Origin of the sequence: Paenibacillus sabinae T27, from assembly GCF_000612505.1 — a bacterium.
Classification (GTDB): domain Bacteria; phylum Bacillota; class Bacilli; order Paenibacillales; family Paenibacillaceae; genus Paenibacillus_AQ; species Paenibacillus_AQ sabinae.
Genome location: NZ_CP004078.1, coordinates 3,134,633 through 3,158,890, shown reverse-complemented (window position 1 = coordinate 3,158,890; position 24,258 = coordinate 3,134,633). Strand labels below are relative to the sequence as shown.

General features: G+C 51.3%; 21 protein-coding genes and 1 pseudogene. 20 read left to right on the top strand and 2 right to left on the bottom strand.

The window, feature by feature from the left end:
• The first annotated feature begins 51 nt into the window (after positions 1-51).
• The 13 genes from PSAB_RS25965 (at position 52) to PSAB_RS14415 (ending at position 13,366) form a co-directional block, all read left to right on the top strand.
• On the top strand, positions 52-213 hold the full coding sequence (locus PSAB_RS25965) for a hypothetical protein (protein ID WP_193373898.1): 162 nt from the start codon (positions 52-54) through the stop codon (positions 211-213).
• Positions 214-367: 154 nt separating this feature from the next.
• Positions 368-859, top strand: coding sequence for a YajQ family cyclic di-GMP-binding protein (locus PSAB_RS14470; RefSeq protein WP_025335299.1), 492 nt, complete (start codon positions 368-370; stop codon positions 857-859).
• Between the two features lie 132 nt (positions 860-991).
• The gene (gene rimO, locus PSAB_RS14465) at positions 992-2,320 is read left to right on the top strand and encodes a 30S ribosomal protein S12 methylthiotransferase RimO (RefSeq protein WP_025335298.1); all 1,329 of its coding nucleotides are present in this window, start codon (positions 992-994) and stop codon (positions 2,318-2,320) included.
• Entirely contained in the window at positions 2,317-2,898 is a 582-nt protein-coding gene (gene pgsA, locus PSAB_RS14460; protein ID WP_025335297.1) for a CDP-diacylglycerol--glycerol-3-phosphate 3-phosphatidyltransferase, read from the top strand. Before rimO ends, pgsA begins: the two co-directional genes overlap by 4 nt.
• A 126-nt stretch (positions 2,899-3,024) precedes the next feature.
• The gene (locus tag PSAB_RS14455; protein ID WP_025335296.1) at positions 3,025-4,311 is read left to right on the top strand and encodes a competence/damage-inducible protein A; all 1,287 of its coding nucleotides are present in this window, start codon (positions 3,025-3,027) and stop codon (positions 4,309-4,311) included.
• A gap of 338 nt (positions 4,312-4,649) precedes the next feature.
• Positions 4,650-5,711 carry a recombinase RecA gene (gene recA, locus PSAB_RS14450; protein ID WP_025335295.1) on the top strand — a complete coding sequence of 354 codons (1,062 nt, stop codon included), beginning with the start codon at positions 4,650-4,652 and terminating at the stop codon, positions 5,709-5,711.
• A gap of 222 nt (positions 5,712-5,933) precedes the next feature.
• A complete protein-coding gene (locus PSAB_RS14445) occupies positions 5,934-6,665 on the top strand; it encodes a regulatory protein RecX (RefSeq protein WP_025335294.1) in 732 nt (243 codons plus the stop codon).
• Positions 6,666-6,972: 307 nt separating this feature from the next.
• The gene (gene rny / locus PSAB_RS14440; protein ID WP_025335293.1) at positions 6,973-8,514 is read left to right on the top strand and encodes a ribonuclease Y; all 1,542 of its coding nucleotides are present in this window, start codon (positions 6,973-6,975) and stop codon (positions 8,512-8,514) included.
• A 155-nt stretch (positions 8,515-8,669) separates the two neighbouring features.
• Positions 8,670-9,464, top strand: coding sequence for a TIGR00282 family metallophosphoesterase (locus tag PSAB_RS14435; protein ID WP_025335292.1), 795 nt, complete (start codon positions 8,670-8,672; stop codon positions 9,462-9,464).
• A gap of 201 nt (positions 9,465-9,665) precedes the next feature.
• Positions 9,666-9,926 carry a stage V sporulation protein S gene (locus tag PSAB_RS14430; protein WP_025335291.1) on the top strand — a complete coding sequence of 87 codons (261 nt, stop codon included), beginning with the start codon at positions 9,666-9,668 and terminating at the stop codon, positions 9,924-9,926.
• An 81-nt stretch (positions 9,927-10,007) separates the two neighbouring features.
• Positions 10,008-11,006, top strand: a complete 999-nt coding sequence (locus PSAB_RS14425; RefSeq protein WP_025335290.1) for a dipeptidase — start codon at positions 10,008-10,010, stop codon at positions 11,004-11,006.
• Between the two features lie 164 nt (positions 11,007-11,170).
• Positions 11,171-11,743, top strand: a complete 573-nt coding sequence (pduL, locus tag PSAB_RS14420) for a phosphate propanoyltransferase (protein WP_025335289.1) — start codon at positions 11,171-11,173, stop codon at positions 11,741-11,743.
• Between the two features lie 300 nt (positions 11,744-12,043).
• Positions 12,044-13,366 (top strand): MFS transporter, encoded by a 1,323-nt coding sequence (locus PSAB_RS14415; protein ID WP_025335288.1) that lies wholly within the window; start codon positions 12,044-12,046, stop codon positions 13,364-13,366.
• A 144-nt stretch (positions 13,367-13,510) separates the two neighbouring features.
• Here the strand turns inward: PSAB_RS14415 and PSAB_RS14410 are convergent, their stop codons facing one another.
• On the bottom strand, positions 13,511-14,494 hold the full coding sequence (locus PSAB_RS14410; RefSeq protein ID WP_025335287.1) for a zinc dependent phospholipase C family protein: 984 nt from the start codon (positions 14,492-14,494) through the stop codon (positions 13,511-13,513).
• Between the two features lie 125 nt (positions 14,495-14,619).
• Here PSAB_RS14410 and ybaK point away from each other — a divergent pair, with 125 nt between their 5' ends.
• Positions 14,620-15,093: a Cys-tRNA(Pro) deacylase gene (ybaK, locus tag PSAB_RS14405; RefSeq protein ID WP_025335286.1), complete on the top strand. Its 474-nt coding sequence runs from the start codon at positions 14,620-14,622 to the stop codon at positions 15,091-15,093.
• Positions 15,094-15,201: 108 nt separating this feature from the next.
• Here ybaK and PSAB_RS14400 read toward each other — a convergent pair whose 3' ends face one another.
• Entirely contained in the window at positions 15,202-17,118 is a 1,917-nt protein-coding gene (locus PSAB_RS14400) for an oxidoreductase (protein WP_025335285.1), read from the bottom strand.
• Between the two features lie 355 nt (positions 17,119-17,473).
• Between PSAB_RS14400 and miaB the strand changes: the two genes are divergently transcribed.
• From miaB to PSAB_RS14365, 6 genes and pseudogenes are all read left to right on the top strand, one after another.
• Positions 17,474-19,057 (top strand): tRNA (N6-isopentenyl adenosine(37)-C2)-methylthiotransferase MiaB, encoded by a 1,584-nt coding sequence (gene miaB, locus PSAB_RS14395; protein ID WP_025335284.1) that lies wholly within the window; start codon positions 17,474-17,476, stop codon positions 19,055-19,057.
• A 28-nt stretch (positions 19,058-19,085) separates the two neighbouring features.
• Entirely contained in the window at positions 19,086-19,538 is a 453-nt protein-coding gene (locus tag PSAB_RS14390) for a YlbF/YmcA family competence regulator (RefSeq protein WP_025335283.1), read from the top strand.
• Positions 19,539-19,786: 248 nt separating this feature from the next.
• A pseudogene (locus tag PSAB_RS14385) lies at positions 19,787-20,561 on the top strand (NUDIX domain-containing protein).
• 61 nt (positions 20,562-20,622) lie between these two features.
• Positions 20,623-21,174 carry a cysteine hydrolase family protein gene (locus PSAB_RS14380; protein WP_025335282.1) on the top strand — a complete coding sequence of 184 codons (552 nt, stop codon included), beginning with the start codon at positions 20,623-20,625 and terminating at the stop codon, positions 21,172-21,174.
• A gap of 94 nt (positions 21,175-21,268) precedes the next feature.
• Positions 21,269-22,720, top strand: coding sequence for a nicotinate phosphoribosyltransferase (locus PSAB_RS14375; RefSeq protein ID WP_025335281.1), 1,452 nt, complete (start codon positions 21,269-21,271; stop codon positions 22,718-22,720).
• A 511-nt stretch (positions 22,721-23,231) separates the two neighbouring features.
• The gene (locus tag PSAB_RS14365; RefSeq protein ID WP_025335279.1) at positions 23,232-24,242 is read left to right on the top strand and encodes a 2-oxoacid:acceptor oxidoreductase family protein; all 1,011 of its coding nucleotides are present in this window, start codon (positions 23,232-23,234) and stop codon (positions 24,240-24,242) included.
• Positions 24,243-24,258 lie beyond the last annotated feature (16 nt).

The following is a 24,258-nucleotide window of genomic DNA, read 5'->3' as shown; positions in this document are numbered from 1 at the left end:
GAGATGCTAAGGAATGGTTAACAGTTCATCCATCAAAGCGAGGTGCAATCGATGACGGTCAGCTGGATTGTAACCGGCCTGGGCATTATTGTCAGTCTGCTTGGTTACTATTTGATGCCGAATGCTTGGGGCTACGGTATTTTGGGCTTCGGTCTTGCTCATATCGTATTGGGGATTTTGGACATGTTCCGGGGTACCGCCCGAAGCAGATAACTGGCGCTTAAGAAGCGTCTCCCGCAAGGAGGGATTTTCTTTGAGGGAGGCGTTATTTTTTTGCGTTATGGCGTCAAAGCAGCCGGCTGTTAGACTTGACCTTTTCTTTTTCATATAATAATAGCTGAATATAGCTTATAAAGGACGTGGAACCATGGCTTCGGAAAGCTCATTTGATATTGTGTCCAAAATGGACGTTCAGGAATTAACCAATGCAGTTCACCAGACCGAGAAGGAGATCCAGAACCGTTACGATTTCAAGGGAAGCAAGAGCAGTCTCAAGCTTGAAAAAGACGCCCTGATCATCGCAGCCGATGACGAGTACAAGCTGAATGCCGTTATTGATATTTTGCAGTCCAAGATGATCAAAAGAGGCATTTCAGCAAAGAACCTTGATTTCGGCAAAATCGAGCCGGCTTCGCTCGGAACGGTCCGTCAGCGGCTGGGCCTTAAGCAGGGAATTGACCAGGAGAACGCCAAGAAGATCAATGTGCTGATCCGCGACTCCAAACTCAAGGTCAAGAGCCAAATCCAGGGCGACCAGATTCGCGTCACTGGCAAGAGCAGGGACGATCTGCAGCAGATCATCCAGCTTCTCAATAATGCGGATCTGCCGCTGGATCTTCAATATACGAACCTGAAATAACTTAGTATACCCCGCAGTGGCCTGTCATGCGAGCCCTGCGGGGTGCTTTCTGTTTTTGACAGCTGAATTATGGCTATATTATACTTGTTGAGATAATGTGGATTTGTGCTTTTTTATTATTGGGGGATGACCATGACAGAAAAAATTAACATCGTTACGCTCGGCTGCGAGAAAAATCTGGTCGATTCGGAGATTATGTCCGGACTTGTTCATGAACGAGGATATACACTTGTGGACGAAAAGGAAGAAGCAACCGTTATTATTGTAAATACCTGCGGATTTATAGATGAAGCCAAAGAGCAGTCTGTGAATACGATTCTTGAGCTTGCGGAGCTGAAGGAAACGGCCAAATTGAAGGCGCTCATCGTGTCGGGCTGCCTGACCCAGCGCTACAAAGAGCAATTAATGGATGAGATGCCGGAGATCGACGGGATTGTCGGTACGGGCGATTTTCACAATATCGTTCAGATTGTCGATGAAGCCGTGAGAGGAAGCAGACCAGTGTGGGTCGGCAATCCAGTCTTTAACTATGAGGAGGCGCTGCCGCGCAAGGTATCGACGCCCCGCTATACTACTTATGTCAAGATCGCTGAAGGCTGCGACAATAACTGTACGTTCTGCAGTATTCCGATTATGCGCGGGGCGTTCCGCAGCCGCTCCATGGAATCGATTGTGGCTGAAGTCGGGGCGCTGGCGGCTCAGGGCGTCAAAGAAATCAGCCTCATTGCTCAGGATTCCACCAATTACGGAACCGATCTGTATGACGGCTTCAAGCTGCCCGAGCTGCTGAACCGGGTGAGCGAAGTGGAAGGGATTGAGTGGGTACGGTTGCATTATGCGTATCCCGGCTTTTTTACCGACGAACTGATCCGGACTATGGCTGACAATCCGAAGATTTGCAAGTATGTGGACATGCCGCTGCAGCATAGCGAGGACGCCATTCTGAAACGGATGCGCAGACCCGGACGGCAGCAGGACATTCGCAGTCTGGTTAAGCGAATCCGGGAAATGATTCCCGGCGTATCGCTGCGAACCTCCATCATTGTCGGTTTTCCAGGGGAGACCGAGGAGGATTTTGAGCGGTTATGCGATTTTGTAAGGGAAATTGGCTTCGATCGGCTCGGGGTATTTACCTATTCCAATGAAGAAGGAACACCGGCTTCACGCCTGCCGGATCAGATTCCGGACGAAGTCAAGGAATGGCGGGCCAACACGCTGATGGAGCTTCAGCGCCAGCTTACAAGCGACAGAGGAAGCCGGTATGTCGGTCAGGTCCTCGATGTGCTGGTAGAGCGGTATGACGGACGCAGCGACGTGTATATCGGCCGGTCGCAGTATGACGCACCTGAAATCGACGGCGAAGTGTTCGTGAGAGGCAGCAATGTAGGCATAGGCGAAATCACGAAGGTCCGGATCACCCACGCTTTTGAATACGATTTGTCAGGGGAGGAACTTCAGTGAATTTGCCCAACCGCATTACGATTGCCCGAATATGCCTTATCCCGATTATGATGGTGTTCCTGCTTGTCAATTTCAGCTTTTACCCGGAACCGCTGCATTGGGGCTCCTTCCAGCTTTCCGTCAATCATCTGATCGCGGCGATTATCTTTCTTCTCGCGGCAAGTACGGACGGGATCGACGGCTACATTGCCCGCAAATATAATATGGTGACCAACCTCGGCAAGCTGCTGGATCCATTGGCGGACAAGCTGCTGATCTCGGCTGTTCTGATCTCGCTCGTTGAGCTGGGAAGATGTGATTCTCTGATCGCCGTTATCATTATCAGCCGTGAATTTGCGGTGACCGGTCTTCGGCAGGTAGCTCTGCTGGATGGCAAGGTTGTGGCGGCAAGTAAATGGGGGAAGATCAAGACGGTTGTGCAGATCGTAGCGATTTCCCTGCTGCTGCTTAACAATTTTCCGTTCCAGTTTGTCGGCATTCCCTTTGACGATATTGCCATTTGGGCGGCCGCGCTGATTACCATTTACTCGGGAATCGATTATTTTGTGAAGAATAAGGAACTGCTGTCACGCGCATAACGCCTAACCATCCTATCAAGATCCATCACATATCAGTCAACTTCAGCGGGGCAGTAGGCATTCATAACCTATTGCCCTTTTTTAGTCTGAAGCCGGCAGAGCCATATATCAGGAGGGAATCCAATAATGAAAGCAGAGATTATTGCGGTCGGCACCGAGCTGCTGCTCGGGCAAATTGTAAACAGCAACGCCCAGTTTTTGTCCATCGAACTTGCCGCTCTAGGAATCGACGTTTATTTTCAGACGGTAGTCGGCGATAACAGCATCCGGCTGCAGGAGGCGATCGAGATCGCCAAGGGCCGCGCCGATCTGATCCTGTTCACGGGAGGAATCGGACCGACGGAGGATGACTTGACGAAGGAAGCGCTGGCCGCAACGCTTGGGCGGGGGCTGCATATCGACCAGATGGCGATGGATCATGTAGACCGGTTCTTCAGCGACCGTGGCGTCCCGATGACCGAGAATAACCGCAAGCAGGCGCTGGTGATTGACGATTCGACGCCGCTGCCGAATGAAACGGGACTGGCCGTAGGCCTCGCCATCAGTCATGAGGGCAAATATTATGTCGTTCTCCCGGGACCTCCAAGAGAAATGAAACCGATGTTCACGGACAAAGCCAAGCCTTGGCTGCAGCAGCATGCGCTCACGGATGAAATGACCCTGTATTCCAAAATGCTCAAATTCGCCGGCATCGGAGAATCCCTGCTTGAAGACAAGCTAATCGATCTTATTCATGGTCAAAATGATCCGACAATCGCTCCTTACGCAAAAGAGGGAGAGGTTACGGTGCGGATTTCCACAAAAGCTCCTTCCTATAGCGAAGCGATGCTGAAGCTGGACGCGCTGGAGGAGCAGATCCGGAGTATTCTTCCCGAGCATTTGTATGCCAGTGTCGATGTTCCACTGGAAAAAATCATCGTTGACTGGATGGCTGATGCGGGACTGACCGTTAGCTGCGCCGAGAGTTGTACCGGAGGGCTTCTGATGGGGAGCATTACGGGCATCCCCGGCAGCTCCTCAATGTTTATGGGAGGCATTGTATGCTACTCTAACGAGATGAAGCAGAAGCTGCTCAATGTTCCGAAGGAGTATCTGGAAGGACCGGACGCTCCGGGCGCAGTCAGCCGCGAGGTGGCTGAAGTTCTGGCGGAGCAGGTCAGACTGACCGCCGACACGGACTTCGGCCTGTCGATTACCGGTGTAGCGGGTCCGGGTGATTCGGAACGCAAACCGGCAGGCCTGGTCTATATCGGGCTTGCGGAGAGAAACGGGAAGACGGAAGTGTTCGAACTGAAGCTGAAGGGCAACCGTGAGAATATCCGGATTCGTTCGGTTAAAGCGATCTTATATCGGCTGTGGCGCAGACTTGTGGAACGGAATATCGAGGCCCCGCCTGAAGGCGCGGGCTTGTAAGACGGACTTAATTTTTATATAATGTTGGCATACGGAAGAACCGTGGCATTGAATTCTCTTTGCCGCGGTTTTTTGTTTTTTGTTAAGGGTAAAAGTTTTATGTCCTGACCTGTAACCGGTAGTAACTTTGAGAGGAGGAGTCTATGGAAATAAATGGGCATCAGGCTTGAGCTGGTTGAAAAAACGAATGTATGTTCGAAAAAATGCTTGGCAAACGCTCCAAAACAAGGTACAATGTAAATATGAGAACAGCTGTTGCTTTTCTTGCTGGACCAGATGAATGCTCACTTTAGTTATATTTTGTTGCTATTATAAACCGTGAAAAGGATGTGATCTGATTGTCAGATCGTCGTGCGGCGCTTGAAATGGCGCTTCGTCAAATAGAGAAACAATTCGGTAAAGGTTCCATCATGAAACTGGGCGAATCCACCCATATGCAGGTTGAGATCGTACCCAGCGGATCATTGGCTTTAGATATTGCTTTGGGAATTGGCGGTCTCCCTAAAGGCCGTATTATAGAAGTTTACGGGCCGGAATCTTCCGGTAAGACAACGGTCGCTCTGCATGCAATTGCGGAAGTACAGAAGGCGGGCGGACAAGCCGCTTTTATTGACGCAGAACATGCGCTTGATCCAAGCTATGCAAGCAAGCTGGGCGTTAACATCGACGAATTGCTGCTGTCCCAGCCAGATACCGGGGAGCAAGCTCTTGAAATTGCCGAAGCGCTTGTCCGCAGCGGTGCGGTGGACATTATTGTAGTGGACTCCGTTGCGGCATTGGTTCCTAAAGCTGAGATTGAAGGCGAGATGGGCGATTCCCATGTCGGTCTGCAGGCGCGGCTGATGTCTCAGGCTCTGCGCAAGCTGTCCGGCTCCATTAACAAATCGAAGACGATTGCCATTTTCATCAACCAGCTTCGCGAGAAAATCGGCGTCATGTTCGGCAACCCGGAAACAACTCCCGGCGGACGCGCTTTGAAATTCTACTCTACGGTTCGACTCGATGTCCGGCGTGTAGAGAGCATCAAGATGGGCAACGATATGGTAGGCAACCGTACACGGATCAAGGTTGTGAAGAACAAGGTGGCGCCACCGTTCAAACAAGCGGATATCGATATTATGTACGGCGAGGGAATCTCTAGGGAAGGCAGCCTTGTTGATATCGGTACGGAAATGGATATTATCAATAAGAGCGGCGCATGGTACTCTTACGAAGGTGAACGGCTCGGTCAAGGCCGCGAGAATGCGAAGCAGTTCCTGAAGGAGCATTCGGATATAGCGCTTGTGATCGAGAACAAGATTCGTGAAGCGAGCAATCTCACCACTATCGTCGCCACTCCTACCGCGGCGGAGCTTGAGGCCGAGAAGCAGGAAGAACAGGCACTGCTCGAAATCGAATAATCTCTTTTGACAAGAAGAAACGCCTGACGGCGTCTTTCAAGACGCAAGTACGTTTCTCGTAGAAATATAAGACAAAATGATAAGCGCGCAGCTTATAAATTCTTATATTTTAAGTAAGGCGCCCTCTATAACCATATAGGGCGTCTTTTATTATGAAAGGTAATGATGCTGCCCTGCTGCATGAAGCAGGGTTTGCGAGAAGGAATGGAGGGGTGCGCACTCATGACGATACAGCTTGATTTTGAAGCTGAACAGCCAGAAGAAGGCGTGCTCTCGCAGTTTCCTGACAATGAGCCGCTTACGATAACCAAGGTGGAACGCCAAAAATCCGGTCACCGCTATATGCTGCATTTCGGGCCATACCGTTTAAGCGTACATGAGGATATTATGATCAAATACCGGATGATTTCCGGAAATGTCTTTACGAAGGAAGACCTTCAGGAGATCGTATTGGCCGACGAACGGCAGCGGGCTTATGTGGAGGGACTGCGTTATCTGGAACGCAAACCGCGGACGCGGATGGAGATGGCAAGACGTTTGCGCCAGAAGGAAATCGGAGAAGAACTCATTGACGAGGTTCTGGAACGGCTGCGGCGGGAGCGGCTGATTGACGATTCGCAGTATGCGAAGCAGTGGGCGGAGCAGCGGGTGACCGGACACCGTAAAGGCAAACTGTGGGTTCGCCATGAATTGCGCGGCAAAGGCATTGATAAATCGGTCATTGCCGAGGCGCTGGACGGGATCAGCATCGACCAGGAGCGGCAAAGCGCGCTGGAGCTGGGGCGGAAGAAGTGGAATGCGGTCAAGGGCGAGCCTTCCGACAAAAGAAGGAAGACCGGCGCTTTTTTGATGAGACGCGGATTCTCGGGGGGAATTGTCCGAAGTGTGCTTAACACGCTCCGGGAGGACGGGGATATAAACGGTATGGAGGACGATTTCTACGAGTTCGACTGATTCCTTGACTTTGCGCCCAGGAATGGCTCTCTTGACAATGTCTTTTTATAAATAATAAAATATAACATGAATCGGCATAAAATAAGAATCCTTTTTCCTTCCCAAAAAGGCCATCTTTTTCTAAACGATTCGCGTATCAACTCATATGAAATGTAATCGCCGGATGCGGCGGGCAATGTGCATGTGAATCATGTGCAGTTCGGCAATCGGTGAATTTACCGTTTTTTTGTATGGTGATGAACGGATAGTTTGACAACTGCACAGTCCCAAGGAATGCCTTGGAGGAACCAACGAGGAGGTGAAACAGATGGAAACCTGGATCTGGATCATCATCGTTCTCGTTGTAGCGACATTATTCTTTGGGTTCGGTTATTTTATTCGGAAGTCCCTTGCAGAAGCTAAAATTTCCAGCGCGGAACAAGCCGCAGCCGGAATCGTGGAGAACGCGAAGAAGGAAGCGGAGGCGCTGAAGAAGGAAACGGTATTGGAAGCAAAGGACGAAGTCCACAGAATCCGTACCGAGGCTGAGAAAGAAACTCGTGAACGTCGGAATGAAATCCAACGTCAGGAAAGACGGTTGCTGCAAAAGGAAGAATCGCTGGATAAAAAAATGGAATCGCTTGAACGAAAAGAAGAACAAGTGGCTAACAAAGAGAAACGAATTGATGAAACCCAGCAGCAAATCGAAGTGATTTACAAGAATCAAGTTAGCGAATTGGAACGTATTTCCAATTTGAGTATGGAAGATGCGAGAAGTATTATTCTTTCCAATGTGGAACAGGAAGTGCGGCATGAAACCGCGCAGATGATCAAGGACATCGAGCAGCAGGCCAAGGAAGAAGCGGACAAGAAGTCCCGCGAGATTATAACCCTTGCCATTCAGCGCTGCGCCGCCGATCATGTGGCGGAAACGACGGTATCCGTCGTTACACTTCCGAATGAAGAAATGAAGGGACGGATTATCGGGCGTGAAGGCCGGAATATCCGAGCTCTGGAAACCCTGACTGGTATCGACCTTATTATCGACGACACGCCGGAAGCGGTTATTCTGTCGGGATTCGATCCCATTCGCCGGGAAGTGGCCCGTACCGCACTGGAGAAGCTGGTGGCGGACGGACGCATTCATCCGGCGCGAATCGAAGAAATGGTCGAGAAATCGCGTAAGGAAGTCGATGAGCGGATTCGGGAATACGGCGAACAGGCTACCTTCGAGGTTGGCGTTCACGGCCTGCATCCGGATTTGATTAAGATTCTCGGTCGTCTGAAATTCCGCACAAGTTACGGTCAGAACGTATTGAAGCACTCGATGGAGGTTGCTTATTTGACCGGGTTAATGGCCGGTGAGCTTGGGGAAGACATCGTCTTAGCCAAACGGGCGGGATTGCTGCATGATATCGGCAAAGCGCTGGATCATGAAGTAGAAGGCTCGCACGTCGAGATCGGCGTAGAGCTTGCGAAGAAATATAAAGAGCATCCGGTTGTCATCAACAGCATCGCTTCCCATCACGGGGATGCCGAAGCGACCTCGGTGATCGCTATGCTGGTCGGTGCGGCTGACGCATTGTCGGCGGCAAGACCGGGAGCGCGCCGGGAAACGCTGGAAACGTATATCAAGCGTCTGGAGAAGCTGGAGGAGATTTCCGAATCCTTCGAAGGTGTCGAAAAGTCGTATGCGATCCAAGCCGGCCGCGAGGTCCGCGTAATGGTGCAGCCTGACAAAATCGACGATGCCGAAGCTTTCCGTCTGGCTCGCGATATTACGAAGACGATTGAGAATGAACTGGACTACCCGGGACATATCAAAGTCACCGTTATTCGTGAGACTCGGGCGGTTGAGTACGCTAAATAGGCATAATCAGAAAAGTGGCGCCTTTAACGGTGCCACTTTTCTTTACTCATACGCCTGAAGCTTGAAATTAAGGGCAGATGGCGGTGGTATACCCGAAAGTAGAGGAATGTTAACCGCTTTTCATGTTGAACGCATACGGCTAGGAGGAGATTTCTATTAAAGTTTTGTTTATCGGCGACATCGTAGGCAATACGGGCCGCAAAGCACTGCGGGAAAACTTGCCTTATCTAAAGAGCAAATACCAGCCGCATATCATCATCGTTAATGGTGAGAACGCGGCGGCCGGCAGAGGCATTACCTCTGCGATAGCCAATGAATTTTTTAACTGGGGCGTCCACGGCATTACGATGGGGAACCATACTTGGGATAACCGGGACATTTTCGAATTTATCGACGACGAGCCACGCATGGTGCGTCCGGCTAATTTCCCTCCAGGTACGCCGGGTCATGGGTACACGGTGGTCAAAGGTAATGGCAAGCAGCTGGCCATCGTCAATTTGCAGGGCCGAACCTTTTTGCCGGCGATTGATTGTCCTTTCCGGGTTGGCGAAGAGATTGTGGAGGAGCTGCGCAGACAGCATAAATGCATTTTGGTCGATTTCCATGCGGAGGCTACATCGGAGAAAATAGCAATGGGCTGGTTCATGGATGGACGTGCATCGATCGTCGTAGGTACTCATACCCATGTTCAGAGCAATGACGATACGATTTTGCCCGGTGGAACGGCATATTTGACTGATGCGGGAATGGTTGGTTCAAGAGAAGGAATTTTGGGTATGGAAAAAGATGCGGTACTCTATAAGTTTACCACCCAACTTCCGGCCCGCTTTGTGGTAGATGAGGGGAAATGGATGCTCCACGGTTTATTTGCAGATCTGGATGAGGATACAGGTAAGGCCAAGCGCCTGGAAAAAATCAGGCTTCGCGAAGACGAGTGGGTAATGGAATAGGCCAGAAGGGGTGGGATAAAGGCAAATAGGGATAAAAGTAACGATTGGAAAAAAGTGTGATCTTTTTTATATCAATAACTAGCATCTTTTGTACCAATTTCTGCTTAGGGGTTCGCAAAAAGAAGGAATTTTTCTTTGGCACGCGAATAACATCAGAGTAGTGGAAGAACACCATTCTTTATCCCAGGGGAGGTACTTACTATGGATGTATTAAAAGTATCAGCTAAATCCAATCCGAATTCCGTTGCCGGCGCATTAGCGGGTGTTCTTCGCGAACGTGGGGCTGCCGAGCTTCAGGCTATTGGAGCAGGGGCTCTGAATCAAGCGATCAAGGCTGTAGCTATTGCCCGGGGATTTGTCGCTCCAAGCGGCGTCGACCTCATTTGCATCCCTGCCTTTACCGACATTGTTATTGATGGAGAAGATCGTACGGCCATTAAATTAATCGTTGAGCCCAGATAATAAAATAAAAGGATAACGCCTAAGCCTGTTTACGGAAGTAGACAGGCTTTTTGCTTTGGGCGGAATAGGAGGACAAGAACAATGAATCCTGAGGAGCGGCAGCATCAGGGGCAAAGTAGTTTCCCTGTAGCGGATTTTCACTGCGATGCGCTGAGCAAAATGGTAGAGGAGCCTGCCATTCGTTTTGAGGATGATCCAAGGCTCGACGTAACCGCAGAGAGACTGCTGGCGGGAGGTGTACATCTGCAGTGCTTTGCCATTTATTTGTCGGAAAAATGGGGAAAGCCCCGGTTTGAGCAGGTGTTAAGCCAAATCGAAAAATTTCGCGGCAAGGTGGTAGGCAAGGGAGGGCTGCGGCCGCTGCGCTGGAGAGAAGAGACAGCCGAATTGACCAAAAGGCCAAGCAACGGTCCCGGCTGGGGGATGCTGTCGCTGGAAGGAGCCGACGGGCTGGAGGGGAATCTGTTCTATGCGGAGCTGATCTTTGAACTTGGCGTGCGCTTTCTGGGACTGACCTGGAATTATGCCAACTGGGCGGCGGACGGGGTCCTCGAGAAGCGAAATGCAGGATTTACGGAAAAAGGGCGGGAGCTTGTCAAATGGTGCAATGACAGCGGCATGCTGCTGGATGTCTCCCATTTGTCGGAGTCCGGTTTCTGGGAGCTGGCCGAATTGTCGAAGCGTCCGTTTATCGCTTCCCATTCGAATGCGAGATCGATCTTCGCACATCCTCGCAATTTGACTGATGATCAAATCAGAGCGATTATCGGTATGGACGGACGCATGGGGCTAACCTTTGTCCCTTATTTTGTAACCGATAGGAAAGAAGTGGTCCCGGAGGACTTGCTGAGGCACATCGAGCATGTATGCGCGCTGGGGGGAGAGAAGCATCTGATGCTCGGCTCCGATTTTGACGGCATCGATTCCTGGATTAAAGGGCTGGGGCATCCCGGTCATTATCCGGCCTTTGCGGAGCTTCTGCTGCGTCATTATTCGGAAGAATCGGTGAAAGGGTGGCTGTACGGAAATGCTGTCTCTTATTTGACAAGCAACCTTCCTCGTGAGCCGGGAGTGAAATAAGACCAGTCGGATCGTAATAAATGAATTGACGAAAATGCGAACTATTCCCAAAAAAGGGCCTGAACATGAGCAGGTTCCTTTTTATTTTTGGTTAATTCGTTGTATAATGTTCCTTGGCTTGTACAAATTACAGATTATAGAGAAAAACAAGGAGTGACTTACTAATGAGTAAGACAGTACCCGTAGGTGTGTCGGCTAGACATATTCACCTTACGCAAGAACATGTGGAGGCGCTTTTCGGCACTGGCTATCAGCTGACCGAATTCAAGCCGCTCTCCCAACCCGGACAATTCGCTGCCAACGAAACCGTTGCGGTAATCGGCAGCAAAGGTCAATTCGACAAAGTGAGAATTTTGGGACCGGTTCGTCCCGCATCCCAGGTTGAAATTTCCCGCACAGACGCATTCGCTATCGGCGTAAAGGCGCCAGTTCGCGAATCCGGCAGCATCGAAGAGACTCCTGGCGTTACATTGAAAGGACCAGCTGGTGAAGTTGTTCTGGACAAAGGCGTTATTGTGGCGGCCCGTCACATTCATTTCCATACATCCGATGCCGAGAAATGGGGCATTGCCGACAAACAGCTGTTGAAAGTGCGCCTTGGCGGTGGACGCGGTCTTGTTCTCGAGAACGTCATTGCCCGCGTATCCGACAATTTCGCTCTGGATATGCATATTGACACGGACGAAGCCAATGCGGCTGGAGCAAATAACGGAGATACGGCTGAAATCGTCGACTAATTCCGTCGTTTGACTGAACTGAACTTTATTTATATCTTGATGGAAGCAAGCGGGGGAGTGATCCTCCGCTTTTTTCATGTGCTTCAAGGCACTCCGAATCTCTTGGCTGTTTACAGCAGCGATTCGTTCCAGCCTGGCGGCTGAAAGCCACTTGAAGCTGCGCTGGACTGTCCATTTTTTATGTTGCGTGAACATTTATTGAACATTCTTCTGGCGAATATCCGGTATAATAGACACAAAGATACCGGGCTCTTTAGCCGCTTGACCGGGCACCGGCCTTAAGAGAGGAAGGGTGAAAGCGTGAATAAATCTGCTGTTCGGGCGTGGATAATATATGATTGGGCCAATTCGGCTTACGCGACAACGGTACTCGCGGCTGTGCTTCCCGTATTTTATAGCTCGGTTGCGGGTGAAGGCTTGGACAAAACGATCGCGGCTTCCTACTTGGCGTATACGCATGCGGTTGGTATGGCTCTCGTCGCCATAATATCGCCGCTCCTTGGAGCGATTTCAGATCTTTCGGGACGGAAAACAACCTTTTTAACAGGGTTTGCGCTGCTCGGAGCCGCGTCCACAGCCTGTTTCGCGCTGGTGGAAAGGGGAGACTGGCTGACCGCTTCGGTTATTCTGGTACTGTCGACACTCGGATTTGCCGGAAGCAATGCGTTTTATGACTCCATGCTGCCAGACCTGGCTCCTCCCGGACGGAGGGACGAAATCTCGGCCAGGGGGTACGCGGCCGGGTACGTGGGCGGAGGTCTTTTGCTTGCGGTGAACCTCCTTATGATCCAGAAGCCTGCGCTGTTCGGACTGAGCGACTCGCTGACGGGCACCCGCTGGTCTTTTGTCACGGTGGGCATATGGTGGCTGCTGTTCGCGCTGCCCATTATGCGCCGGGTGCCGAACCTGAAGCGCCAGACCGAAGGGCTCAGCGCATCGGGGTATGTGCGGGCTGGTCTCAAACGCATCTCCAGGGCTTATCGGGACATCCGGCGTTATCCCCAGCTGTTCAAGCTGATCGCCGCTTTCTGGTTTTACAACGACGGGATCAACACCATCATTTTGATGGCGACCATCTATGGAACGACGCTTGGGATCGGCACGAGCGACCTGATTCTCGCGCTGCTGATCACTCAGTTCGTCGGCTTCCCGAGCACGCTTTTGCTTGGAAAAGCGGCAGTGAAGTTCGGAGCGAAGCGGATGCTGCTGGCATCGCTGTTCATGTATGTGCTGATCGTGGCACTCGGTTATGGAATGACCAGCGCCCTGCATTTTTATGCGCTGGCAATTATGGTGGGGCTTGTGCAAGGAGGAAGCCAGTCCATTTCGCGTTCGATGCTGAGCGATTTGATGCCCCAGGGGCGTACGGGCGAGCTGTTCGGCTTTGTCAACATTACCAGTAAATTTTCCTCAATCTTCGGTCCCTTTGCCTTCGGATTGACCGGCCAGCTTACCGGCAGCTCCCGAATGGGCATCCTGTCGTTGCTGCTGTTCTTCGGCCTGGGCATCGCGATTGCGGCGAAGGTGGATGTAGAGAAAGGAAAGAACGACAGCAGACGTTGGGACGGACCGCCGGATAATGGCCAGCCGGTTCCTGCCGGCACGGAAGGGGTCGTGTCCTAGTTCGTTGTCTCCAAATGATCCAAGCACTGCGCACATCAAAAAAACCGCGAGGCCCGTTCACACCGGAACGCCGCTTCGCGGTTTTTTATTCTACTCCATCTATATCATCATCGCCCAGAGAACAGCTACGCACCCCAATTATCTTTACCAGCTTCCGGATGCCGTCTCCCAGATGGGTTCAGCGTACTGGTTGATCAGGTTCGATCCGCAGTCTTTGCCGGTATCGTAGGACCGGTCACCCAGCTTCAACCGGAAATGCTCACGATTTTTATAAGCCTCTGCGCGGGAATCCGCCTGAAGCCATTCCGCCAGCGCCGTCATTAATATTCGCCCCTCAGCCAGCGCCTGATCCCACAGCTCCGGCACACTTTCCGTTCTGACCTCGGAGTACAGAGCCGAATGCCTCCAGGGAGTGTTCCGTTCGTTCAAGTAATCCAGCTTTTCCTCGGCAGGGGAGAGCTTGCGGTAGAATAGCCCGGCATTCGGTCCGCGAACTATTTTTTTCTTCCAGCCATTCGGATCGAACAGCAATTTTTGAGCGAGCACCATATCCCGGTAAGCTTCCTGCCAGCACCGCTTCGGGAATTTAGCCATTTCAGGATAATAAGCGCACGCGGTGGCATGCAAAATATCCGCAACACTGCTAGGAAGGGCCTTTCCGGCGTCGATTTCCTTCCAACCGGGAATTTCCCATGTATTCCGTCCGTTCAGCCACTCTATAAACACCGTGTCGAGGGCGATCTCGAACCGCTGGTGGTCTCTGTGTTTGTAGCCCGATTTCCAATTGATATAAGGGTGGAGATTGCGGTCCAGCAGATGATGGGTCAAAAAGCCCGCAAAATAGGCCGCCGCCGGTCCGCGTTCTTGAGGCGGAAGCAGAAGGAGCCTGTCCCAGAATTCCATCAGCACCCCGCCGCAGCTGCGGCTGTGCATCAAATCGCCAAGCCGGGACGCGCCCGCATCCGGGGTCCAGGGAAGAAATCCGTGATAGTACAGGAGATCCGGCCCCTGACAGCCGAGCTGATAGAGGAGAGTATGCTCGGATAAGCCGTCCTTAAAAGGCGAATAAGCGTGCAGTTCATCCTTGAGGCGCCGTCCATATTCGATATGCATCCATAGATTAGGCATGGATTTCACTCCTTTCACTTGCTCAGGCTGGCTTCAGTATACATCCCGAACGTTAGACGCGTGTTAAATGTTTCTAGTATAATGTAAGCATAAGATTATGGCGAACGGAGGCTTTTGAATCAGCTATGCCGGTAAGCAAAACGAATGCAATGAGAATTTTGGACGCGCAAAAAATCCCCTATGAAGTCCTTGCCTACGACAATGAGGACGGTCAAATTCACGGGACAGCCGTAGCGGAGAAGGTCGGAAGACCGCAGGAAAGCGTATTTAAGACACTCGTTTCCCACAGCGGCTCCAATTTGTATGTCTTCGTCATTCCGGTTGCGGAAGAGCTGGATTTGAAAAAAGCGGCCAAGGCCGCCGGAGAGAAGAAAATTGAAATGCTCCCGATGAAGGATCTGCAAAAATGGACCGGATACATCCGGGGTGGCTGTTCGCCGGTCGGCATGAAGAAGCATTACCCCACATACATCGACCAAAGTGCGGAGACACTTGAAAAAATGGCCGTAAGCGCCGGGAAAAATGGCATGCAGGTGGAGCTTCATCCCGGCAAGCTGGCCGAGGCGGTTTCCGCAACGTTTGTGGAGTTGGTCAAATAATAAGGCGCAAATAGACGCGTTCCCCGGCCCAAAGGACCGGGGAACGCCTTTTTTGGATAACGGGATTATGGTAATAGAGCAGCGGGCCTCCCGTAAAAGCTCCAGTTGTTAGATGGCCAAAGCGGTTTTATAGGCAAGGTTAATGCCTTCCAAAGCTTTGCCGACAACAGCGGCATCGCCGATGACGTTAACATTGTACTTTTCCCCAAGTTCTGAAGCTAATGCGTTATTGGATCTTGATCCGATTGCTAACACGACCAAAGAAGCAGGCAGCGCTTGTTGCCCTTGTTCCGTATCGATGATGACGTGGGTATCCGTGATTTCCAGAACCTTTGAATTGACGTGAACGGCCACTTCATTATGCTTCAAGGATTTCATCAAGAACTCTTTGGAGGCAGGCTCCATGTCGGCCGCAATTTCCGGACGCATCTCAACGATGGAGGTCTTTCGGTTATGAACCGCAATATGTTCCGCCGTTTCCGCTCCTACCAGCCCGCCGCCGATAACGACCGCTTGATCCGGCAGATCCACTTTTCCGAGCAGCACATCATTGGCCGTGTAGACATGAGACTTGTCTGCGCCAGGAATTCCAGGAATAATTGGAGCGGCTCCCGAAGCAAGGATGATTTCATCCGGGTTGACCTGCTCTACGAATTCTTTCGTCACTTCTGTATTTAACACGACTTTTACCCCGGACCGGTCAAGCTCTCCCTTTTGCCATACTGTAAAGGTGTTCAGGAGCTCTTTGCCCGGAGGGATTGCCGCCAGAAGCCATTGTCCGCCAAGCTTGTCGCTCTTATCATACAAAGTCACATCATGACCGCGTTTTGCAGCAACAATGGCCGCTTCCATACCGACAGGTCCGCCGCCGATAACCATTACTTTTTTCTTCACTTCAGCTTCCTTAAGCTCGTATTCGCCTTCTTTGCCAGTGAGCGGGTTAACCAGGCAGGACACAGGATTTTGCTGAGCGATTCTCCATTGACAGCCCTGTCTGCAGCCGATACAGAAAATAATTTCATCCAGACGTCCTTCCTTCACCTTGTTCGGGAATTGAGGATCTGCGATGGAAGCCCGGCCCATGGCCACAAAATCCGCCTTGCCTTCTTTCAGAATCGACTCCGCTACATGCGGATAAATAATCTTGTTGACGGCAAATACCGGAATATTGACCACTTTTCTAATTTCTTTGGCGTAGTCGGAGAATACGGCTGTTCTGATCGCTGTAGGCGCAGAGACGATCGACCCGCTCTTGTAAACGCCGGCAGAAGCATGAATGGCCGCAACGCCGCTTTGCTCCAGCACCTGACTGATAACTTTTGTATCTTCAATGGTCAGTCCGCCTTCCACCATTTCATCGGCCGAAATCCGGTAAATCATCGGGAACTCTTCGCCGACCAATTCCTTGGCTCTTGCGATGATTTCAAGCGGGAATCGCAGCCGGTTCATCAAGTTTCCGCCATAGGCGTCGGTTCTTTTGTTGGAGAAAGGAGAGACGAACTGGTTGATCAAGTATCCGTGGGCGCCGTGAAGCTCAATGGCATCATAGCCCGCTTCTTTACATCGTCTGATGGCCTGCGCGAACTTCTCAATCATTTCCTTTACTTCGTCCGTTGTCATTTCAACAGGAGTTTCGGACTGCGTCGGATCTTGAATCGCCGAAGGGGCTATCGGCCGCATTCCCATGATTGTACTGCTGGCTTCTCTGCCGGCATGATAGATTTGGACCGCTATTTTAGCTCCTGCATTATGAACCCGTTCAACCAATTCCTTGTGCTCTTTCATCAGATCATCCGACCATAACCCGGCGATATTCTTGAAACCGGCCCCGCGGGGTTCGACCGCGTTATCCTCGGCGATGATGAGACCCCAGCCGCCTTTGGCTTTTTCCTCATAGTATCTGATATATCTTTCTGTCAGTTTGCCGTCTTCGGCTGCATATTCGGTCAGCATCGGAGGAACGACCAGCCGGTTCTTGATTTCCAGATTTCCTATTTTGCCCGGTTCAAAAATCTTTGTAAACATGATAAACCTCACTCCTTAATACCGTTTTTAATTGTGAAATTATGCACTTACTTCTTTGCACCATTATTGAAATTGGCACCATGCTCTCACAGCACCGCCTGCAAAATCATTGTAGGGTTAAACATACATTTCGAATAGTACGTACTTTTTAGTGCCTATAGCACTTCAAATTCACATAATTCTCGGCAATAACCCTTTGTGAACATCGAACGGGTGGAAATGGCTGGATGAAACTTGCAGCTTTCGAAACACCTTAAATTTAAGCATATGGATATATTCCGCGGCACTATGTTATAATTTTTAATTGCAAGCGAAACCAAAAAAATCATTTTTTACAGATAGAGGATGTGACATCATGACCAAGGAGAACAACTCACCGGACTTAAAATCCGGCAAGGGTGCCAAGGATTACTCCAAATATTTCGATTTTAGCGGGGCCAAGGTGATCAGTGAAGAAGAGGGGAAGACCACCTACCGCATCAAGGGGCGAACCATTCAGGTCAACAGCCAGCCCGACTATAAGGAAGGCAAGCGGCGCGGCAAGGAAGATATAGAGGTCCACTACGATTTTGCCATTCCCGAGGACATGAGAGCTTTCGGCGAAGGCAAGCTATACCACATCACGACCTACGGCTGTCTAATGAACGAGCATGATACCGAGACGATGAAGGGCATGCTTGAGGAGATGGGCTACCGGAGCACCGAGGACCGGAACGAGGCGGACATCATATTGCTCAATACCTGCGCCATCCGGGAGAACGCTGAAGATAAGGTATTCGGAGAACTCGGCCACCTGAAGCATCTGAAGAAGGAGAAACCGGGCCTGCTGCTCGGCGTCTGCGGATGCATGTCCCAGGAAGAGGGCGTAGTTAACCGGATCATGGCGAAGCACGGGTTTGTCGATATGATTTTTGGCACGCACAATATTCATCGTCTGCCTGCCTTGATCAAGGAAGCGATGTTCAGCAAGGAATTGGTCGTAGAGGTCTGGTCCAAGGAAGGCGACATTATCGAGAACCTGCCGAAAAAAAGAGAGGGCCTGCGCGCCTGGGTCAACATCATGTACGGCTGCGACAAATTCTGTACGTACTGTATCGTTCCCTACACCCGGGGCAAGGAAAGAAGCCGGCGTCCGGAGGATGTAATCGCGGAGCTTCGCGAGCTGGCCCGTCAGGGCTTCAAGGAAGTGACGCTGCTTGGCCAGAACGTAAATGCTTACGGCAAAGATTTTACCGATATCGATTATACGTTTGGCGATTTAATGGATGATCTGCACAAGATCGACATTCCGCGTATCCGGTTCATGACCTCGCACCCGCGCGATTTTGACGATAAGCTTGTCGAAGTGCTGGGCAAAGGCGGCAACCTGATGGAAAGCATCCATCTGCCCGTTCAGTCCGGAAGCAACGCCATTCTCAAAAAAATGAGCCGCAAATACAGCCGGGAGACCTTCCTGACGCTTGTAGGCAAGCTGAAGGCATCGGTCAAGGACCTTGTGCTGACCACGGACATTATCGTCGGCTTCCCCGGCGAGACGGAGGAGCAGTTCGAGGAAACGATGTCGCTCGTGCGCGAGGTTGGCTTCGATATGGCCTACACATTCATATATTCTCCCCGTGAAGGAACGCCGGCGGCCGCAATGGAGGACAATGTGTCGGCTGAGGTTAAGAGCGACCGGCTGCGCCGGTTGAACGAGCTGATCAGCGAGCAGAGCCGAATCGGCAACGAGCGGATGCTCGGACAGACGGTCGAAGTGCTTGTTGAAGGCGAGAGCAAAAATAACGCCGACGTGCTCTCCGGACGGACCCGCAGCAACAAGCTGGTTCATTTTGAAGGGCCGAAGGAGCTCATCGGCAGCTTTGTCAACGTGCGCATCACCGATACGAAGACCTGGTATATCCAGGGCGTCTGCGTAACCGAAGCCGCGGCCGTCCATTAAACTCCATAATGAAAGTGAGCGTGCTGGTATGACAGAGGAAAAAGGCCGTGTGAACTCATACGGGATGATGACCTATGATACCCGCGATCTGATCGTGCGCGACGATATTCTGGCCAAGGCCAAGGAACTCGCGTCGCTGATTTCGACCAGTGAAGAAGTCCAGCACTTTAAGCTGGCCGAAGAGAAAATCCGGAATCATGAACGCATTCAGGTGCTTATTTCCAAGATGAAGAAGAAGCAGAAGGAGATCGTTGCCTTCGAGAGCTTCGGCAATAAAGAGATGGTGGCCAAAATCGAGCGCGAGATCAGCGAGCTTCAAGACGAGATCGACGGTATTCCGCTTGTCACCGAATTTCAGCAGAGCCAGACCGACATCAATTACCTGCTGCAATTGGTCGTATCCGTCATCCGTGACACCGTCTCGGAGAAAATCAATGTCGAAGCCGGCACAGAAGCCCCACCTTCCAAATGCGGCGAATAATATAACCGGTCAGCGCCAGATCAGAGCGGCAATCCGGTAAAACAGTGATAATGACCCTGCGCTTACGGTATAGCGGCAGGGTCATTATTGTACCTGTGGATGGAAGATGATCGGAATGATCGGACATTTGCCTCTATTAATGAGTGGATTATGTAACTTTTGTAACAAGGTTGTTGATTTTCGAAGATTAGGTTTGGTAACATTTAAGGATATAATAACGCATTTTAGCTGCGGCAAAGGATGGATCTATGGTGAGCGAGAACGGGGAACAACACTACAACGCCAAAAAATACCGCACTCCGGACGGGGTTCCGGCCGATATCGTCATGTTTACGTTGACTAAACGCGAGCGTAAGACTGTAACGAAGACGCTTCCGCTGCGTGAACTGAAGGTGATGCTGATCCGGCGGAAGAAATGGCCTTGCGAAGGAATGTGGGCTCTTCCCGGGGGCTTTTGTCAGGAAAATGAATCAATATATGACGCGGCTACACGGGAGTTAAAGGAAGAAACGGGGGTCGACGGTGGCCACCTGGAATATTTGGGGGTATACAGCACGCCGGGGCGGGACCCGCGCGGTTGGATCATCAGCCACGCTTTTTTTTGCGCTCGTCGAGGAATGGATGCTTGAGCACAGACAGGCCTCCGACGATGCGGGAGAGGTCGGGCTATTTACCTTGAAGGAGGCGTTGGAGGAACTGGAGCTGGCTTTCGACCACCACGATATTATTCAGGACGCTTACCTGCGAATTCAGCAGCAGATGCTGCAGACAACGATAGCCAAGCAGTTTCTGCCGCCTCATTTTACACTGAGTGAGCTCTATCAGGTCATTCAGACGGTAGTTCCGGAATTCAAGGAGCCGAACTTTATCCGTAAAATCACTTCCACACGCAGCCGTCAGGGCATTTTGCAGGAGGTGCGGGACTCGGAGGGCAATCCGCTTAGCTCCAATCAATATTCGCAGCGGCCGGCCCAGCTGTACATGTTCACCGATCATCAGCCGCTCTTGTCCATTTATACCTGATTCACGGTTGAAGTACGGCCGAGGGGGAGAAGCTGGAATTATGCGGGAGGAGGCAGTTTGGATGAAAGCTCTGATCGTAATCGATTACACGAAGGATTTCGTAGACGGCAGCCTTCCGGTGGGACAGCCTGCGGTGGAGATCGAGGACCGGATCTGCCGGTTGACCCGGGAGTTCGCGGATAACGGCGACTTTGTGGTCATGGCCGTCGATTTGCACGACAAGGAGGATGTCTTTCATCCGGAGAGCCGGCTGTTTCCGCCGCATAACCTCCGGGGGAGCGAGGGCCGGGAGCTTTACGGAAAGCTGAAGGATGTATATGAAGCCCGCCGAAGTGACATCTATTGGATGGATAAGACGCGCTACAGCGCTTTTTGCGGCACGGATTTGGAGCTGAAGCTGCGGGAACGGGGAGTCGGAGAGCTGCACCTGATCGGTGTCTGCACGGATATATGCGTGCTTCATACTGCAGTGGATGCTTACAATAAAGGCTTTTCCATCGTTGTTCATGAGGACGCCGTAGCCAGCTTCAATCCTGAAGGACATGTATGGGCGCTCGGGCATTTTACCGGAAGCCTTGGCGCGAAGGTGGTTAAAGACGGGCAAGTCGTATAGAACATAGAAGAGGCATACGGTTGGGAAGCGGCGGATAGCCGCTTTTTTCCGCCTTGTTAAGGAAAAGCGGGCAGCATTGACAGGAGATGATGAGTTGAACAGAGAGCTTGCACTGCATACGGATAAATATCAGATCAATATGATGTACGCCCATTGGGTGAACGGTACCCATAAGCGGCGCGCCGTGTTTGAAGGGTACTTCCGCAAGCTGCCCTTTGGCAACGGCTTTGCCGTGTTTGCCGGTCTGGAGCGGATTGTAGGGTATATCGCTTCGCTCCGGTTTACGGAGGAGGATATCCGCTACCTGTCGGAACAAGAGGAGAATTACGCGCCGGCTTTCCTGGAGGAGCTGCGGCAGTTCCATTTTCATGGGACGATTCATTCGATGAAAGAAGGCGCGCTGGTGTTTCCTGAAGAGCCGCTGATTCGGGTCGAGGGCACGATAATGGAAGCCCAGCTGGTCGAGACGGCGATTCTGAATTTTATGAATTTCCAGACACTGATCGCCTCGAAGGCAGCGCGGATCAAGCAGGTGGCGGGTGACGATATTCTGATGGAATTCGGCACCCGGCGGGCCCAGGAGGCCGATGCGGCCATTTGGGGCACACGTGCGGCTTATATTGCCGGCTTCGACGCCACGTCCAATCTTCTGGCCGGCCGGATGTTCGGCATCCCCGCCAAGGGAACCCACGCCCATTCCTGGGTGCAGAGCTTCGGCAGCGAGCAGGAAGCGTTCGACACCTATGCCAAGGTGCTCCCTGACGGAGTTACGCTGCTGGTCGATACGTTTGATACGCTGCGCAGCGGCGTGCCAAACGCCATCGCTACAGCGAAGAAGCTGGAAGCCGGCGGGAAGCGGATGAATGCGATCCGGCTGGACAGCGGCGACCTGGCGTATCTCTCCATTCAGGCGCGGAAGATGCTGGACGAGGCAGGCCTCGAGTATGTCAAAATCGTCGCGAGCAACGATCTGGACGAGAACACGATTTCCAACCTCAAGCTGCAGGGGGCTGCGATCGACTCCTGGGGCGTCGGCACACAGCTGATCACCGCATCCGACCAGCCTTCGCTTGGCGGCGTATACAAGCTGGTGGAGATTGAGTCGAAGGACGGAGAGATGGTGCCTACCATCAAGATTTCCTCCAACCCGGAGAAAGTGTCTACGCCCGGCAAAAAGGAAGTCTACCGCATCATCGGCACGAACGGAAAAGCGATGTCCGATTATATCAGCTACCCGGACGAGGATCGTCCGCGCAGCGGCCGTCCACTGAAGCTGTTTAACCCGCTGCATCCTTATTTGCAGAAGAACGTGGAACGCTACGAGGCGATGCCGATGCTGGAGCCTATTTTTGTGAACGGCTTTCAGGTATACACTCTTCCGGGACTGGAGGAGATTCGCCGTTATCACCGGGAGCAGCTTAGCCTGTTCTGGCCGGAATACCTGCGCAAGCTCAATCCGGAGGTATACCGGGTCAGCCTAAGCGAGACGGTCTGGAACCGGAAGCAGGAGCTGATCAAGGCGCATATGATGTCAGACCGGGAATAGGGCTGGAAATTTACCGATTTATTTTTTGATTATTTTGTGAAAATCACTTTGCATTACATTCATTTTTCGAAGAAAGCAAAAAAGAGAAAAAAGAAACTTCCTCCGGCCTCAAAAGCGGCCCTGGGGGAAGTTTTTTTTATGCAAAAACCGGATGTGAAGGAAGATCGTTATTTTTTTCTTTCATATAAGGTTATTTTGATCATTATCAATGTGACAAATTTAACATCTTAATTTTTAATTTTTTTGTTAGATTAAAGGTAACAAATGTCACAGTTGAGTTGGAGACATATTTTGTACACATTTACTGATTTTCATGGAAGGTTTCTTTCTCTCACTGTTACGCCGTTCTGTCGCATATAAGAGAATTATAGGCATTTTATAAATTATTGTGATTCTCTTGAGCCGCTGTATGCAAGATTTATCACTTCACTTGTTCCAGAATCAAGGTACAATTTTGAAAAAGTCATTCAGGATGTTATTCTAGCTGACACAGAAGAAAGGGGTTATGTCGGTGGTACAATTACCGAAAGTGAACGAACTCGGGTTTTTCGAGATCCGTCTCGAATCCATAGGAGGTCTCGGCGCGAACCTGGCCGGTAAAATGCTGGCTGAAGCAGGGGTAGTAGGCGCGAATATGAATGGCGTCAGCTTCTCGTCTTATGGTTCGGAGAAGAAAGGTTCGCCGGTTAAAGCGCATATCCGTTTCTGCGATTTAAATACGCCGATCCGCGATACTTCGCCAGTTGAACGGCCGCATGTCGTTGCCGTGTTTCACGAAGCCATGGGCAAGATTGTTAATGTAACAAGCGGCATTACCGCAGAAAGCACGGTTCTGGTCAACTCTGCGAAATCTCCGGAAGAGCTGAAGGAACTGCTTGGTGTAACCGCGGGCACAATCGCCGTTGTCGATGCAACCATTATCGCGCTGGAAGAGAAGAACCGCGTTAACATGGCGATGCTTGGCGGTCTGTTCCGCCTCTGCCCGTTCCTTGATCCTAATACAATGAAGAGCGTTATCGAGAAGTCGCTCGGCAAGAAATATCCTCAAGCGGTTCAATCGGCCATCACGACTTTCGACCGCGGCTATAATGAAGTGAAGTTCCAAACGTTTGAACTGCCGGAAGGCGAGAGTATGCCGGAGTTCGTACGGTCCGACACTTCGCCGCTCGGATACGAGACCCAGCCGATTGGCGGCACCATCATCAATCCGGGAACAACCTTCTTGAAGGATCTCAGTATTTCCCGTTCCGGGCTTGTGCCGGTATATGACAACGAGTCTTGCATTAACTGCGCGGAGTGCGACACGGTTTGTCCGGATATGTGCTTCGTTTGGGAAGAGAAGGTCAATAAAAAAGGCAAATCGATGATGTTCCTGAAAGGGATCGATTATCAATACTGTAAAGGCTGCCTCAAATGTGTGGAAGCCTGCCCGACCTCCGCACTCTCCCGTGCGCGCGAGAAGGAAGGCTTTGCGGAAGCCAATACGGTCCGTCACACGTTTGATCTTGTAAACCAGATCTAAATCCCGAGAGAAAGGT

Bases quoted from the DNA above. Each gene is read 5' to 3' on its own strand.
- ybaK (WP_025335286.1), top strand. From the start codon at position 14,620: ATGCCGGTAAGCAAAACGAATGCAATGAGAATTTTGGACGCGCAAAAA.
- PSAB_RS14470 (WP_025335299.1), top strand. From the start codon at position 368: ATGGCTTCGGAAAGCTCATTTGATATTGTGTCCAAAATGGACGTTCAG.
- PSAB_RS14455 (WP_025335296.1), top strand. From the start codon at position 3,025: ATGAAAGCAGAGATTATTGCGGTCGGCACCGAGCTGCTGCTCGGGCAA.
- pduL (WP_025335289.1), top strand. From the start codon at position 11,171: ATGAGTAAGACAGTACCCGTAGGTGTGTCGGCTAGACATATTCACCTT.
- PSAB_RS14430 (WP_025335291.1), top strand. From the start codon at position 9,666: ATGGATGTATTAAAAGTATCAGCTAAATCCAATCCGAATTCCGTTGCC.
- PSAB_RS14425 (WP_025335290.1), top strand. From the start codon at position 10,008: ATGAATCCTGAGGAGCGGCAGCATCAGGGGCAAAGTAGTTTCCCTGTA.
- rny (WP_025335293.1), top strand. From the start codon at position 6,973: ATGGAAACCTGGATCTGGATCATCATCGTTCTCGTTGTAGCGACATTA.
- PSAB_RS25965 (WP_193373898.1), top strand. From the start codon at position 52: ATGACGGTCAGCTGGATTGTAACCGGCCTGGGCATTATTGTCAGTCTG.
- rimO (WP_025335298.1), top strand. From the start codon at position 992: ATGACAGAAAAAATTAACATCGTTACGCTCGGCTGCGAGAAAAATCTG.
- PSAB_RS14380 (WP_025335282.1), top strand. From the start codon at position 20,623: ATGAAAGCTCTGATCGTAATCGATTACACGAAGGATTTCGTAGACGGC.
- PSAB_RS14390 (WP_025335283.1), top strand. From the start codon at position 19,086: ATGACAGAGGAAAAAGGCCGTGTGAACTCATACGGGATGATGACCTAT.
- PSAB_RS14445 (WP_025335294.1), top strand. From the start codon at position 5,934: ATGACGATACAGCTTGATTTTGAAGCTGAACAGCCAGAAGAAGGCGTG.
- PSAB_RS14410 (WP_025335287.1), bottom strand. From the start codon at position 14,494: ATGCCTAATCTATGGATGCATATCGAATATGGACGGCGCCTCAAGGAT.
- PSAB_RS14400 (WP_025335285.1), bottom strand. From the start codon at position 17,118: ATGTTTACAAAGATTTTTGAACCGGGCAAAATAGGAAATCTGGAAATC.
- miaB (WP_025335284.1), top strand. From the start codon at position 17,474: ATGACCAAGGAGAACAACTCACCGGACTTAAAATCCGGCAAGGGTGCC.